The following is a 14,368-nucleotide window of genomic DNA, read 5'->3' on the forward strand; positions in this document are numbered from 1 at the left end:
TTATCCGTAATAAAAATAAGAAGAAGAGCACTTATATACTCATTCACATCTTCTCATCTTCCAAGCCTCTCAGAGCTTGCTGGAATTAGCACGGTATTCAAAAACCCGTTGCTGAGGTATCATAGGGCCAGTCCCTCCACCTCTCTGGATAAGAGTGTATCAATTTAGTTGTCATTTAATTAAGTTTTATTATAAAACTCGGAAAAGTTAGAGTCAATAAAAATATTAGAAAATAATATTTTTATTTTCTACAAGATTATAAAACAGAAAGATATTATATCCATTACACTTCTTTCTATTTGATTTTCCCCACTGATTATTAGCCCTCACCAATCGGACTTTTACGGATAGTTTATCTCCCATCTAATTTCTTTAGAAAAGCGGAAGCAGCTCGCTCAGAATCACAGGACGCCCGCGCCTTAGGCAGAGAGGCGTTTTTCGCCTCGTCCGAGGGGGTGAAACGACCGGAGATTCTAGCCGCTAGAGTTGGACATTGCTCCCGCCGAATTTTGAGGTGGGAGTATTACCGCCCTAAAATAGCGGGATAAATCCTAAAGCAAATTTTACATGAATGTAAAATTCTTCTTCACATCTTCTTTCTCAAAGGAAAATATCCTCTGTTAATGGAATAACATTATATGAATAAGAAATAAAGACGGAGGACGATCGTTCATATGAAAACAGCCCTTTTACTCGTTGATATTCAAAATGATTATTTTCCAAATGGTAAAATGGAACTGCGCGGTGCCGTTGAAGCTAGCGAATATGCAAGTCAACTGCTCCAGCATTTTCGAGAAGTGAATCAACCTATATTTCATATCCAACATGTATCTATGAAAGAAAATGCTACTTTTTTTCTCCCGAACACGGAAGGTGTCCACATCCATAAAAATGTTCGCCCCTTAAAAAATGAAACAGTTATTCTCAAAAACTATCCAAACAGCTTTCGGGAAACAGACCTACTAGAGCAATTACAAAACTTAGAAATTGAACATGTGATTATATGCGGGATGATGACTCATATGTGTATTGATGCTACAGTAAGAGCTGCTTTTGATTTCGGTTTTCATTGCACTGTTGTACATGATGCATGCGCAACAAAAGATCTCCTCTTTAAAAATGCTACAATTCCTGCTGTCTATATCCATAATACAATTTTAGCAAGTTTGAATGACGTATATGCAGATGTTATGAGTACAGAAGAATTCTTAAGTTTTAGAAACTCCATCTGAAATAAAAAATCATGTCCCTCACTGACAGAGACATGATTTTTTATACTGCTATTCATAGGCTAATGTAGCTTAAAATCTCCCGAACTTGTTTTCACTTTTTTTCCTCAGCACCTTTACTCCCATTAACTTATTCTTTGACTTCTCTTCATCTTGTATTATTCTTTGTATAATAAATATGATTTAGAGATTCTTATTGTTAAGAATAGAGGGGTGAAAAATCATGCAGCCAATTAAGATTGGGAAATGGATATTGGATGTTGATATTGAGAAGACAAGAGAATTTTATCAAAAAGAGTTCGATACTTGTAAATGCCAGGATTGCAGAAATTATTATATATTAGCTTCTAATGAATTAAAGCCTGCAATTTCTGATATATTTTCTCTATTGGGAATTACCCCCTCAAAACCAGCAGGACTCTCTGCATATCCAACAGAAAACAGCGAGATTCTTCTATACATGGGTCACTATCATTTTGTAGGTAAAATGCTTAAAGGTCCACTGTGTACAACCAGCCATTTTACAGAGGAGAATACAATTGAGTTAGACGGTTTCTGCTTAGGGATTTCAGAAGAGTTACTATTTGTTCCAGAAGAATTTCCAGAACCTATACTACAATTAGAATTTGAAACAAAACTTTCGTATGTTCTTCATGAAAAAGAGTAATGATTTAACAGGTACTTTATTTAACAATTCCCATTTTAAAATGAAACAACTTTATTAACCTTGTGCCATCAATTGAATAGATGGTTATTCTATTTCAAGAATCAAAATTAAACATTATTATTATTTCTGTACCACATTTTCTGAAAAAATACAAAAACACCACTTCCAGTGAGCAAAACTGAAAGCAGTGTCCTTTTGTCTAACCATAGATTTTCTTTCAAATTGTATTATACAGGAAATCTTTAAAAATAATACAGAAAAATATGACGAATGGATTAAATTTTCTGGCGTTTTTGTTTCTGTTCACTTTTTACATTTCAGCCTACTATTTGTAGGCAGTAAGACTAACACCGATTAAAGTCCTACTTTATTGAAGTAAGATAACTGTTTTCCAATCAAAAACTTTCTTATTATGAAAAAGGCCTTCCCTATTACAGGAAGGCCCTTTCACCTATTTCTTATAAAGTTTCAGAAGTAGTTTTTGCTTGCATGTGAAGTGCTAGGTAGTCAGGTCCACCAGCTTTAGAGTCTGTACCAGACATGTTAAAGCCACCGAATGGTTGGTAACCTACGATTGCACCAGTACATCCACGGTTGAAGTATAAGTTACCAACGTGGAAGTCTTCACGTGCTTTTTCGATATGTTCACGGTTGTTAGAGATAACTGCTCCTGTTAAACCGTATTCTGTATTGTTTGCAATTGCAAGCGCATGATCGAAGTCTTTTGCTTTACAGAATGCTACTACTGGTCCGAAGATTTCTTCTTTCATTAAGCGAGCATCTTCTGCAACGTCAGCAACGATTGTTGGTTGGATGAACCAGCCTTTAGAGTCATCTCCTTCGCCACCTGCTACTACTTTACCTTCTTCTTTACCAATTGCAACATAGCTCATTACTTTATCAAATGCAGCTTGGTCATTAACTGGTCCCATGTTCATGCCTTTTTCAGCTGGGTTACCTACAGTTAATTCTTTTGTTAATTCAACAGCACGATTTAATACGTAATCGTATACATCTTCGTGGATTACTGCACGAGAACAAGCAGAACATTTTTGTCCTGAGAATCCAAATGCAGATGCAACGATAGATTTAGCAGCTAATTCAAGATCTGCTTCTTTATCAACAACAATTGTATCTTTACCGCCCATTTCAGCGATAACGCGTTTTAACCAAATTTGGCCTGGATTTACTTTTGCTGCGCGCTCGTAAATACGAATACCTACATCGCGTGATCCAGTGAAGCTAATGAAACGTGTACGAGGGTGGTCTACTAAGTAGTCACCAACTTCAGATCCACTACCTGGGATGAAGTTTACAACGCCTGCTGGTAAGCCTGCTTCTTCTAATACTTCCATAAATTTCGCTGCTACTACAGGTGTTGTACTAGCTGGTTTTAGTAATACTGTGTTACCAGAAACTAATGCAGCTGTTGTCATACCTGCCATAATTGCGAATGGGAAGTTCCAAGGAGAAATGATAACACCTACTCCTAATGGAATGTAAGAGAAACGATTATATTCAATTGGACGGCTTTCTACTGGAATACCGTCTTTTAATTTCAACATTTGACGACCATAATATTCCATAAAGTCGATTGCTTCGGCTGTATCAGCATCCGCCTCATTCCATGGTTTACCTGCTTCTTTTACAAGAATAGCAGAGAACTCATGTTTTCTACGACGAACGATTGCTGCAGCGCGGAATAAAATGTCTGCACGCATTTCTGGTTTTGACTTTCTCCAAGTTTGGAATGTTTCATCCGCCACTTGCATTGCTTTTTCAGCTAATTCACGGCTTGCTTTTGAAACACTGCCCACAACTTCTTCTTTATTCGCAGGGTTTACAGAAACGATTTTCTCGTCTGTAGTGATCTTTTCTCCCCCGATAATTAATGGATAGTCTTGTCCAAGATAAGATTCTACTGTCTTTAAACCTTCTTCAAACGCTAACTTGTTAGCCTCTACTGAAAAATCTGTAAATGGCTCATGTTTGTATGCTACTACCATTCTTTTTAGCCTCCCCTTAGAAAAACGTTTACATTTTACAACATTATTCTACACGATAATTTAGATTTATTCAAATATTCCTAGACTTATATTTTAAAAATTAATTAATTTTTAAAATATAATAAATAAAAAAAGCTTCATACATACGTATGAAGCTAAATAATATGAGCATATTCCATAATATTTTTTCCAATTAATAGAATTGTTACTAATAAAAATAAAGTACGAACATATCCAACACCTTTTTGCACAGCAAACTTCGATCCTAAATATGCTCCTAAAATCATAGATAATCCCATAATAATACCGTATTCAAAATGAATAATATCCAAAAATAAAAATGTAATTAAAGATACAATGTTACTAACGAAATTCAAAACTTTTCCAGATGCAGCTGCTCGAATAAAATCCAAACCAATTAATAAAAATGCAAAAATTAAAAAAGATCCTGTCCCCGGTCCGAAAAATCCATCATAAAATCCGACAATTAAAATAACGAAGTAAAACATTAATGTTTTTCCTTTTGTCATCTTTTTATAGGTGGAGACACTTCCCCAATCTTTTTTTACAATAATATAAATTGCAATAAATACCAACATAATCAGTACGAGTGGACGTAAAATATCTGGTGGAATAAATTTTACAACTAAAGCTCCCAAAACAGCCCCAATAATAGTTAATGGGATTAACTTTCCTACTATACGAAAATCAACTTTTTTTGAACGAATAAAATAAATTGTACTTGTTAATGACCCCATCGTCGAAGCTAACTTATTTGTCGCGATTGCCGAAGCTGGTGGTAATCCTACAAACATGAGTGCCGGAAGTGAAATGAGTCCCCCTCCTCCAACAACTGAATCAATAAATGCAGCCAAAAAACCAAAAGCAACGAGTAATACGATAATCTGTAAACTTAACTCATCCATGTCTTTTCTCCTTACCCCTTTTAGTTCATAACATTAGAAATTATAACAAAATTACAGCAAAAAAAAAGCTGTTCCATATAGGAACCGCTTTTTCTTAATCTAAAATTTTCACAAATGGTTCATCTTGCTTCGCATCACGAATAATAATCGCTTCTGGTCGTTCAACAGATTTAATTGTCACCTGTACTTTAATATAATTCGGGAAGTATTGCATAACAAGTCCCGCAACATACTGTGTAAATCCAATTACTTCTGCTTTCCCATTAAACTGAACTGGAATTTCAACCTTCATTTCTTTCAATTGATCATCTTTATAAAATCCTCTACCAATAACAGCTGTATAATCACCTTTAAAATAATCACTCAATTTCGCTTTAAAGTTTTCTACATTTGTGTAATCTTCACGCACATCCGTTTTAGCTGATTCAGAAGGGAACAAGTAATATTTTTCATTAATTGCTTTCCAATCCCCTATACTTTCACTACCTTTATCCACTTGAGCGTAAGATACAAATTTCCCTGGTACGAGTGTCGATTTTGGTCCTTGACGATAAATTGCAAATGTAATTGGAACATTTTTCGTATCTTGATTTTTGTGTAACACTTTCAAAATCTCTTGTGCCATTGGCTTAGCCTTTTCTAACATCTCTTGTTCACTAATTTCAGCTTCACGTGGATATCCATGTTCTTCAGTAAAATAATGAACAGAGTTCATTGCAAGGCCAATTACAATGCCACCCAATTCAACTTGATCGCCATTTCTTTTATAATAATCATGCTCTAAAATATTCGAAAGATATACTGGTGTTTTTTTATTTCGAACCTCTAATGATTCCGATCCTGCTTCTAACGCCGGATTCAGTCCAATATTAGGAAATTTCGCTGCATCTTTTTTCAGCTTATCCTCTAACTCTTTTTGTTCCGCATCGGTACGCTTTCTCTTTACAAGCATTTGTACCGTGTCTTTTTCTAAATATTTGCCACCCTGGAATAAATAATCCTTTGTACTAAAAGATTCCTTTGCAATACGCATTAATCCTGTTTCAAATTCATCAATATCCAGACGGCTATTTAGTCCTTGTACAACTAAGCCACGCGCAGAACCTGGATCAAATGGGACTGTTGTTTTATAATACTCATCAGAAATAGAATACTTCGGAACAATTGCTTGTTCTTTTGATTTTCCCGATTTCTCAACAACTTTTTCTTCTTTTTTCGTATCTGTGCTACATCCGCTTACAAGTAGCCCAAGACTTAATACCGCTAATGCTATTTTTTTCATGGTAAGTTTGCACCTCTTACTTATTCAGCTCTTGTAAGAACCTCTCTTCATTCCAAACCTCAATATTATGCTTCTCTGCTTGTGCTAATTTTGATCCTGCTGCTTCACCAGCAACGACTAAATCAGTACTTTTACTTACACTACCTGTTACTTTTCCACCTAGCTCTTCAATCTTTTTCTTCGCTTCAGTGCGCCCCATAACTTCTAGTTTTCCTGTTAGGACAATTGTTTTTCCAGCGAAATAAGATTCAACATGTTGTAAATCCGCACGTTTTATACCCTTATATGTCATGTTAACGCCGTACTCTTTAAATTGCTGTAATAATTCTAACACGTCTTCATTATCGAAGTACGTTACAATTGATTGAGCCATTTTCTCGCCAATTTCATTAATCTCTTTTAACTCTTCTTCTGTTGCTTTTACAAGGTGGTCCATTGTTTCAAAATGCTCAGCTAACGTGCGAGCCGCTTTTGCTCCGACATGACGAATGCCGAGCCCAAATAATAGACGCTCTAGCGAGTTTTCCTTAGAAGCTTCAATTGCTTGTACTAATTTAGAAGCGGATTTCTCACCAAAACGCTCTAATTGTAACAATTGCTCCTGCGTTAATGGATATAAATCGGCAAATGTTCGAATATAATCTGCTTCAAAGAGCTGTGTAATAACACGCTCTCCGAGTCCATCAATGTTCATTGCATTTCTTGAAACAAAATGAATTAATCCTTCACGAATCTGCGCTGGACATGTTGGATTAATGCAACGAAGAGCTACCTCTTCTTCTAAACGAACAAGTTCACTGTCACAAGTCGGACAATGCGTTGGCATATGATACTCTTCTTCCTCACCAGTACGTTTATCGAAAATCACGTTAACCACTTCTGGAATAATGTCTCCAGCTTTTTTCACAACAACATAGTCACCAATTCGAATGTCTTTTTCACGAATTAAATCCTCGTTATGTAGAGATGCACGGCGGACAATTGTTCCTGCCACTCGAACAGGCTCTAGTTCCGCAGTTGGTGTTACAACACCAGTACGTCCCACACTTAGTTCAATCCCTATTAATCTCGTTACAACTTCTTCTGCTGGAAACTTATAAGCAATCGCCCAGCGCGGGCTCTTTGCTGTTGTTCCTAAACTCTCTTGCAGCGTCACATCGTCTACTTTAATTACAATTCCATCGATCTCATAATCCAGGTCCGGACGCTTTTCCTGCCATTCTTCTACATAAGCGATTACGTCTTCAATCGTTTCACATGTGCGGCGATTTGGATTTGTTTTAAATCCAAGCTCACCTAAAAAGTTTAGTGACTCGCTATGTGAGGCAATCGTTTTTTCTTCTACATCAGCAAGACCGTACACAAACATAGACAAATTGCGTTTCGCAGCAACTTTCGGATCTAACTGACGAAGTGATCCCGCTGCTGCATTACGTGGATTTGCAAAAACTGCTTCACCATTTTGTTCTTTTTCTTCATTCAATTTCACAAATGAACGCTTTGGCATATATGCCTCACCGCGCGCTTCTAACGTTACTTCTTCTTTTAAACGAAGAGGGATCGCTTTAATTGTTTTTAAATTTTGCGTAATATCTTCACCAGTTACGCCATCACCACGTGTTGCCCCTTGAACGAAGCGTCCTTTTTCATAATGAAGGGAAACAGCAAGACCGTCAATTTTTAGTTCGCATATATATCTTACATTTGAACCATCAATTCCTTGACGTACTCTGCGATCAAAATCACGTAAATCTCCCTCATTAAAGGCATTTCCTAAACTTAGCATCGGTGATTTATGCGTTACTTTTTCAAATATATCAAGCACTGCTCCCCCAACTCGAACAGTGGGAGAGTCTTCTGTTAAAAATTCTGGGTTCTCTGTTTCTAATTTTATAAGCTCCTGCATATCGCGATCATATTCCGCATCAGAAACAGAAGGATTGTCTAATACGTGATATTGATAATTAAATGCATTGAGCATATGACGAAGCTCTTCTATACGCTGCTTTATTGCTTCCTTTGACATATCCTCACTCCTCTCTATTGTTTCGTTACAGGTGCAAATTTCGCTAATAAACGTTTAATTCCAATCGGACTCGGGAAAGCAATATCTAATTCTTTTGCGTCACCTTCACCTTTCACACTTACAACTGTTCCGACTCCCCATTTTTGATGGGACGCTTTATCGCCTACAGCCCAGCCAATTTGCTCTCCGCCTGTCGTTTTCACTGCCGGCCGCACAAATGCAGAACGAGAACGTGTTGTCGTCGCCCCGGCCCCGGTTGTTCTTCCTTTTGCACTAAATGTTTCACGCTTTGGAGCTGTTTCATTTAATGATTCTAGTAATTCTGTAGGAATTTCTGAAATAAATCGAGATGCTGCATTCATATTTGTTCTACCAAATAAAGTACGCATTTGGGCGTTCGATAAGTATAACTCTTCTTCCGCGCGAGTGATCCCTACATAGGCTAAGCGGCGTTCTTCTTGCATTTCATCCTCTTCCATAAGAGAACGAGTATGCGGGAAGACTCCCTCCTCTAAACCAATAATAAAGACAACCGGGAATTCCAGTCCTTTTGCCGAGTGCATCGTCATTAAAATAACTTCTTCACCTGCAGTTGGATCTTCATCCACACGATCAATATCCGCAACAAGCGCTAAATCTGTTAAGAAAGCAACAAGACTCTTATCTTCACTTTGTGATTCAAATGTTTGCGTAACAGATAAGAACTCATCTAAGTTTTCAAGTCGTCCTTCAGCTTCTAAAGAACGTTCATTCTTTAACATATCACGGTAACCTGTCTTCTCAATCACTTCTTCTACTAGTTCCGTAACGGATAAATATTCTTGCATGTTTACCCAGTTGTGTAGTAGACTTGCAAATTCTTTTACTGCTTTTGTGATTTTTGCACTTACCCCAACATGTTCAATTTCATCTAATACAGCTGTTAATGAAATACCATTTTGCACGCCATAGTTAATGATTTTATCGATAGAAGTGGCACCGATTCCGCGTTTTGGCACGTTAATAATACGTGCAAAACTAATTTCATCATCTGGATTCGCAATTAAACGTAAGTAAGCTAAAATATCTTTAATCTCTTTACGATCATAGAACTTAATGCCGCCGACAATTTTGTATGGGATATTTGATTTTAAGAAAATCTCCTCGACCATACGAGACTGCGCGTTCGTACGATACAGAACCGCAAAGTCTGTATATTTTCGATTTCCCATTTGAATTTCATCGCGAATTTTCTTCGCCACAAAATATGCTTCATCTTTTTCCGTTGCAGCACGGTAATATGAAATCTTACTTCCGATTTGATTATCCGTCCATAATTTTTTCGGTTTACGATTTGAATTGTTTTCAATTACAGCGTTGGCTGCATTTAAAATATTTTGTGATGAGCGATAATTTTGTTCTAACAAGATAACCTGTGCATTCTCATAGTCCTTTTCAAATGACAAAATGTTAGAAATATCCGCCCCACGCCAACGGTAAATTGACTGGTCAGAATCACCAACAACACAAAGATTTTTAAAGCGAGCTGCTAATTTATTTACAAGAATGTATTGTGCTCTGTTCGTATCTTGATACTCATCAACGTGAATATATTGGAATTTACGTTGATAGAATTCCAATACTTCTGGAATACGATCAAATAATTGAATTGTAGTCATAATTAAATCATCAAAGTCTAATGAGTTATTTTTCAGAAGACGTTTTTGATACTCTGTATATACATCACTTGTTAATTTTTCAAATGGATCAGCAATTGAAATTTGCTTTGCATATTTTTCAGCTGATAACAATTCATTTTTCGCATTACTGATACCACCTAAAATAGAACGTGGATCGAATTTCTTCGGATCAATGTTTCGCTCTTTCATGATTTTTTTTACGACAGTAAGTTGATCACTTGCATCTAAAATCGTAAAGTTTCGATTAATCCCAATACGGTCGATATCACGGCGTAAAATGCGTACACACATCGAGTGGAACGTAGAAATCCAAATATCTTCTGCTTCCGGGCCAACAAGCGTATCGATACGTTCACGCATTTCACGAGCTGCCTTGTTTGTAAAGGTAATTGCTAATACATTCCAAGGCGCTACATCTTTTTCGCCAAGTAAGTATGCGATGCGATGTGTTAGCACACGCGTCTTACCACTACCTGCACCCGCCATTAATAGAAGTGGTCCATTTGTTGTTTGCACTGCTTTTTGTTGCTGTGGGTTTAAACCATTTAATAATTTATCCGTTATACTCATATGTGCCTGCACCTACTCTCCTTTTACAGCTTTTACTGTTTGTAACGCTGCTTTTATATCATCATAAATTACATTTCCTACAACAATTGTATCAGCATACTGCGCCATTTCTTTTGCCTCTTTCGCACTTGAAATTCCGCCGCCGTAATATAGCTTTGCTTGTTGTAATTCTGCCTTTACATTTTTAACAAGGTCAATATCTCCGTAAGTGCCGCTATATTCTAAATAGAAAATCGGCAAGTTCAGAAGCTTGTCTGCCATACGTGCATATGCAATCACATCATCTTCTGTTAGATCACATTTTGCTTCTGTAATTTGCGCTACCTTCGCTTCTGGATTTAAAACACAATATCCTTCCATGAAAATTTCATCCCAGTTCATAATATCCCCAAATTCTTTCAATGCCTCATGGTGAATTCCCGTTACCCATTCTACTTTGCGGCTATTTAAAACACTTGGAATGTAATAAAAATCAAACCCTGGTGTAATTGCTTCAATATCAGAAACCTCTAACACGCAAGGAACTGCATATCTACGAATGCTCACTAGCATATGTAATACATTATCTATCGTTACTCCATCACTTCCGCCTACAATCACTGCGTCCGTTCCAGATTCACAAATCATTTCTAAATGTTCATCGCTCAATTCCTTATTTGGATCAAGCTTAAATACATGTTTCCACTGTGAAATATCGTACATGAAAACACCCTTTCTTTTATCTAATCACCTTTATGTGCTTGTTCAAAAAGGCGGTTATCTTGACCGGACTTTTTAAACATCCTCTTACAATACACGTTTAAAAAGGAGGATCTAGAGAACCGAGCAGTTCGAGGCACGGAAGCCAGGAGGACACGGAATGTAGCTTTTACTACATGATTACCGGACTGGCGACGTAACGAAGAAATGCGAAGGTTATCTTGACCGGACTTTTTAAACATCCTTTTATGCATTCTTACATTATAACAAAAAAAGACACCTATACACACGCCCAATCCAACATCTTTTTCACCGTCAAATGTTGGATTACATATCGTGAAACTTACGCGGAATAATAACAACTGAAATAGCGTTTTCTATTTCTAAGCTCATGAAGAAGGAGTGTTTTCTTTGATGAAGCAAAACATCGGCATAATGAATGCTCTAATCCGAATCACAATCGGTTTGGTCGTCCTAAGTTGTAGCACAGCGAAACTTACACGTAAACCGTGGTGCACTTGGTCAAAAGTTTTGCTGTGGATTGGTGCAATGAAAGTTGCAGAGGGAATTATTCGTTTCTGCCCTATTACGGAAGCATGTAAATTGGGAAAATACATGAACATGAGTGACTTTAAAATACCTAGCATGGATTTAAATAAAAAAGGACATGCTAAACAAGAAGAAGTAAGTCACACTTCCAGTACTGACACCAAAAAGTCACAAGGAAGTTATGATGCTTCTGACAAAGAGATTGAGTCAGCGATTGCAGAAGCAATCCTGACGAAACCGCTTTGAATCATTTGTCACGATGCAAGATGCTCTTAAAGGGACTTAGCTGCTGCAGTGGGCGGCTAAGTCTTCTTTATTTTACCACAAAACAGAACTAACGTTCCCTATTCATTTTATTTTCCCCAAAATATTTTCATAAAAAAGAGCCTATTTTTTATCCTTTATTTCCCCTGCGTTTGAATAATTCTTGCTCTTGTTCTAAATTTACTTATTTTTAGGCTTTACCAGCTTTTGTTTTTTCAGAAAATTAGGTTTTTCCCCCTTGCATTTCATGATATAAAAGTGATATCATTTTTATATCAGAAGGAGGCGATTCATATGAAAGAAAAACAAGTATTTTATGTAAATGGCTTTCTAGGCATTATCGGAATTTTACTCTTAGCTGGTATTGGTGTATTTTTCCTCGTACAAGAAATATTTATAGTAGCCGCACTTTGCATTATTTTAGCTGCAATTCTTGCTACTGGTATTGGAATTGTTCAACCAAACCAAGCGAAAGTTATTACATTTTTCGGTAATTATTTAGGGACAATTCGTGAAAATGGTTTATATTTAACGATTCCTTTATCACTTCGTCAAACTGTTTCCCTTCGCGTAGAAAACTTTAATAGTAAAAAATTAAAGGTGAATGATGTCGATGGAAATCCGATTGAAATTGCGGCTGTTGTTGTTTATAAAGTTGTCGATTCAGCAAAAGCAATTTTCGGTGTCGAACATTATGATGAATTTGTAGAGATTCAAAGTGAGACAGCAATTCGTCACGTTGCAACGAAATATCCGTATGATAATTTTCAAGATGATACTTGCATCACACTACGCGGAAATGCTGAAGAAATCTCTGAGGAATTAAAACGTGAATTAGAAGCACGATTAGAAATTGCTGGTGTCGAAGTACTAGAAACACGCTTAACACATTTAGCTTATGCGACAGAAATTGCTCATGCAATGCTTCAACGTCAACAAGCAAAAGCAGTATTAGCTGCACGTAAAGAAATTGTTGAAGGCGCTGTTCAAATGGCCAAAGATTCCATTCAAAAATTAGATGAAGAAGGCATACTTGATTTAGATGACGAGCGTAAAGCGAACATGGTTAACAACTTATTGGTTGCCATCGTTTCAGATAAAGGCGCACAGCCAGTGATTAATACAGGAAGTCTATATTAAAGGTTGTAGGTAATATGGCTAAAAAGAAAAGTTTTCCATTACGTATCGACCCTGAATTACACGCAGTCATTGAAAAATGGGCGAATGATGAATTCCGCAGTGTTAACGCTCACATCGAATATTTACTTCGAGAAATGGCGAAACAAAAAGGGAAACTAAAAAAAGAGAAAGAGTCTTAAATTTATGTTAAGTCGTTCTCTTCTTCACAAAAAAGCAACTAGATTTAGTTACTTTTTCTAATTATTGAAAATGAAATCACTAATAACATGAAACTTTAATCAGTGGGGACTTTCTTCATCCCCACTGATTATTAACCCTCACCAATCGGGCTTTTACGGGATAAACTTTGTAATATCCATATAACACCGATTATGAAACACGGGTTTTATAACGAATAACGAATACAGAAATGATACGAGAAACAGATTGAAAAACTTTCCACTTATATAATTATCAAAAATTGATCTAATAATTCGAGATTATTCTCCTTTTTCGAAAGTAAACTTTTGAATAGAAGTTTACTTTTAATTTCATTAGAAAAAACCAAAAGATGACGTTAAATAAGTCATCTTTTGGCTTCAAAACACCTATAAAAATTCTATTATTTTTCCTGCTTTTCTACTTTTTCAGTTTTAGAACTGAATCCACTTTTAAATCCATCTAAAAAATCACAACTACCTAATATGAAAAAACAAATACACATAATAAACATATCATAATACCTTTTTTATAGTTCACCCTTATTCTGTTTCCCTCTATCATCTACTTAAATATTCACTAATAATAATAATAATAATAATAATAATAATATGATAAAACTAATTATTTATTTAAAGCATTTACCATAACAACAATAAAGTTATGTAATAAATGAATCCAAAAGACAATCCAAAAAGCAGATATTGTTACCTTAACTTTTTCATTCTTTTTTTGATATACCCAATAAGCATAGTTATATAAAATTCCAATTATTGCTGTAGCAACTATATAAGTAATACCATTTAAATGATTTAATCCAAATATAATTGATGCTATTAAGATGATAAGATAATCACGATCTTTAATAAGAGGAATACAACTTAATACCCAAAATAAAAATACCTGAAAAATTAATGTTTCATATACAGGTGCCGCAAATCCCCCTACTAAAACCTGTATAATAACCGATTCTTCCTTTATCGGATGTTGTTTTATCGCTGGTAAAAATAAATCTAATGGCATAACAACTAAAAATGTTCCTAATACTATAAGTAATACAAACCAAATTATAGGCAAATCAAACATAAATCTATTTAATTTCGCTAACATATACCTATTTCCTCTCGTTTTCA

At 35.9% G+C, this 14,368-nt stretch carries 12 protein-coding genes and 1 riboswitch; of the genes, 5 read left to right on the top strand and 7 right to left on the bottom strand.

Annotation, left to right across the window (positions count from 1 at the left end; all coding sequences use genetic code 11):
• Positions 1 to 50: 50 nt before the first annotated feature.
• A riboswitch (SAM riboswitch) is annotated at positions 51 to 155 on the bottom strand.
• A 519-nt stretch (positions 156 to 674) separates the two neighbouring features.
• Both AC1M36_RS21775 and AC1M36_RS21780 read left to right on the top strand, forming a co-directional pair.
• Positions 675 to 1,232, top strand: a complete 558-nt coding sequence (locus AC1M36_RS21775; protein ID WP_336454147.1) for a cysteine hydrolase family protein — start codon at positions 675 to 677, stop codon at positions 1,230 to 1,232.
• Between the two features lie 220 nt (positions 1,233 to 1,452).
• A complete protein-coding gene (locus tag AC1M36_RS21780) occupies positions 1,453 to 1,896 on the top strand; it encodes a hypothetical protein (protein ID WP_336454146.1) in 444 nt (147 codons plus the stop codon).
• A gap of 458 nt (positions 1,897 to 2,354) precedes the next feature.
• On the opposite strand, the gene pruA is transcribed toward AC1M36_RS21780, so the two are convergent.
• The 6 genes from pruA to pcrB form a co-directional block, all read right to left on the bottom strand.
• Positions 2,355 to 3,902 carry an L-glutamate gamma-semialdehyde dehydrogenase gene (gene pruA, locus AC1M36_RS21785; protein ID WP_336454145.1) on the bottom strand — a complete coding sequence of 516 codons (1,548 nt, stop codon included), beginning with the start codon at positions 3,900 to 3,902 and terminating at the stop codon, positions 2,355 to 2,357.
• A gap of 155 nt (positions 3,903 to 4,057) precedes the next feature.
• Complete coding sequence (locus tag AC1M36_RS21790) at positions 4,058 to 4,828, bottom strand: TSUP family transporter (protein ID WP_336454144.1); 771 nt, start codon at positions 4,826 to 4,828, stop codon at positions 4,058 to 4,060.
• A gap of 94 nt (positions 4,829 to 4,922) precedes the next feature.
• Positions 4,923 to 6,110 carry a CamS family sex pheromone protein gene (locus AC1M36_RS21795; protein WP_336454143.1) on the bottom strand — a complete coding sequence of 396 codons (1,188 nt, stop codon included), beginning with the start codon at positions 6,108 to 6,110 and terminating at the stop codon, positions 4,923 to 4,925.
• A gap of 16 nt (positions 6,111 to 6,126) precedes the next feature.
• Positions 6,127 to 8,136 (bottom strand): NAD-dependent DNA ligase LigA, encoded by a 2,010-nt coding sequence (gene ligA / locus AC1M36_RS21800; protein ID WP_336454142.1) that lies wholly within the window; start codon positions 8,134 to 8,136, stop codon positions 6,127 to 6,129.
• Positions 8,137 to 8,150: 14 nt separating this feature from the next.
• A complete protein-coding gene (pcrA, locus tag AC1M36_RS21805) occupies positions 8,151 to 10,397 on the bottom strand; it encodes a DNA helicase PcrA (RefSeq protein WP_479846183.1) in 2,247 nt (748 codons plus the stop codon).
• Entirely contained in the window at positions 10,398 to 11,087 is a 690-nt protein-coding gene (gene pcrB, locus AC1M36_RS21810; RefSeq protein ID WP_336454140.1) for a heptaprenylglyceryl phosphate synthase, read from the bottom strand. It lies immediately after the preceding gene.
• Between the two features lie 411 nt (positions 11,088 to 11,498).
• On the opposite strand from pcrB, the gene AC1M36_RS21815 reads away from it, so the two are divergent.
• The 3 genes from AC1M36_RS21815 to AC1M36_RS21825 all read left to right on the top strand — a co-directional run bounded on the left by AC1M36_RS21815 (position 11,499) and on the right by AC1M36_RS21825 (position 13,216).
• Positions 11,499 to 11,879, top strand: a complete 381-nt coding sequence (locus tag AC1M36_RS21815; RefSeq protein ID WP_479846195.1) for a YgaP family membrane protein — start codon at positions 11,499 to 11,501, stop codon at positions 11,877 to 11,879.
• Between the two features lie 312 nt (positions 11,880 to 12,191).
• Entirely contained in the window at positions 12,192 to 13,037 is an 846-nt protein-coding gene (locus tag AC1M36_RS21820; protein WP_336454139.1) for an SPFH domain-containing protein, read from the top strand.
• Between the two features lie 14 nt (positions 13,038 to 13,051).
• Positions 13,052 to 13,216: a type II toxin-antitoxin system antitoxin gene (locus AC1M36_RS21825; protein WP_003194620.1), complete on the top strand. Its 165-nt coding sequence runs from the start codon at positions 13,052 to 13,054 to the stop codon at positions 13,214 to 13,216.
• Positions 13,217 to 13,859: 643 nt separating this feature from the next.
• Here the strand turns inward: AC1M36_RS21825 and AC1M36_RS21830 are convergent.
• On the bottom strand, positions 13,860 to 14,345 hold the full coding sequence (locus tag AC1M36_RS21830) for a CPBP family glutamic-type intramembrane protease (RefSeq protein WP_479846184.1): 486 nt from the start codon (positions 14,343 to 14,345) through the stop codon (positions 13,860 to 13,862).
• Positions 14,346 to 14,368: the final 23 nt, after the last annotated feature.

The organism is Bacillus sp. Medicinal_06 (assembly GCF_056711665.1).

Bases quoted from the DNA above. Each gene is read 5' to 3' on its own strand.
- AC1M36_RS21820 (WP_336454139.1), top strand. From the start codon at position 12,192: ATGAAAGAAAAACAAGTATTTTATGTAAATGGCTTTCTAGGCATTATC.
- ligA (WP_336454142.1), bottom strand. From the start codon at position 8,136: ATGTCAAAGGAAGCAATAAAGCAGCGTATAGAAGAGCTTCGTCATATG.
- pruA (WP_336454145.1), bottom strand. From the start codon at position 3,902: ATGGTAGTAGCATACAAACATGAGCCATTTACAGATTTTTCAGTAGAG.
- AC1M36_RS21825 (WP_003194620.1), top strand. From the start codon at position 13,052: ATGGCTAAAAAGAAAAGTTTTCCATTACGTATCGACCCTGAATTACAC.
- AC1M36_RS21790 (WP_336454144.1), bottom strand. From the start codon at position 4,828: ATGGATGAGTTAAGTTTACAGATTATCGTATTACTCGTTGCTTTTGGT.
- AC1M36_RS21815 (WP_479846195.1), top strand. From the start codon at position 11,499: ATGAAGCAAAACATCGGCATAATGAATGCTCTAATCCGAATCACAATC.
- AC1M36_RS21775 (WP_336454147.1), top strand. From the start codon at position 675: ATGAAAACAGCCCTTTTACTCGTTGATATTCAAAATGATTATTTTCCA.
- AC1M36_RS21780 (WP_336454146.1), top strand. From the start codon at position 1,453: ATGCAGCCAATTAAGATTGGGAAATGGATATTGGATGTTGATATTGAG.
- AC1M36_RS21795 (WP_336454143.1), bottom strand. From the start codon at position 6,110: ATGAAAAAAATAGCATTAGCGGTATTAAGTCTTGGGCTACTTGTAAGC.
- pcrB (WP_336454140.1), bottom strand. From the start codon at position 11,087: ATGTACGATATTTCACAGTGGAAACATGTATTTAAGCTTGATCCAAAT.
- AC1M36_RS21830 (WP_479846184.1), bottom strand. From the start codon at position 14,345: ATGTTAGCGAAATTAAATAGATTTATGTTTGATTTGCCTATAATTTGG.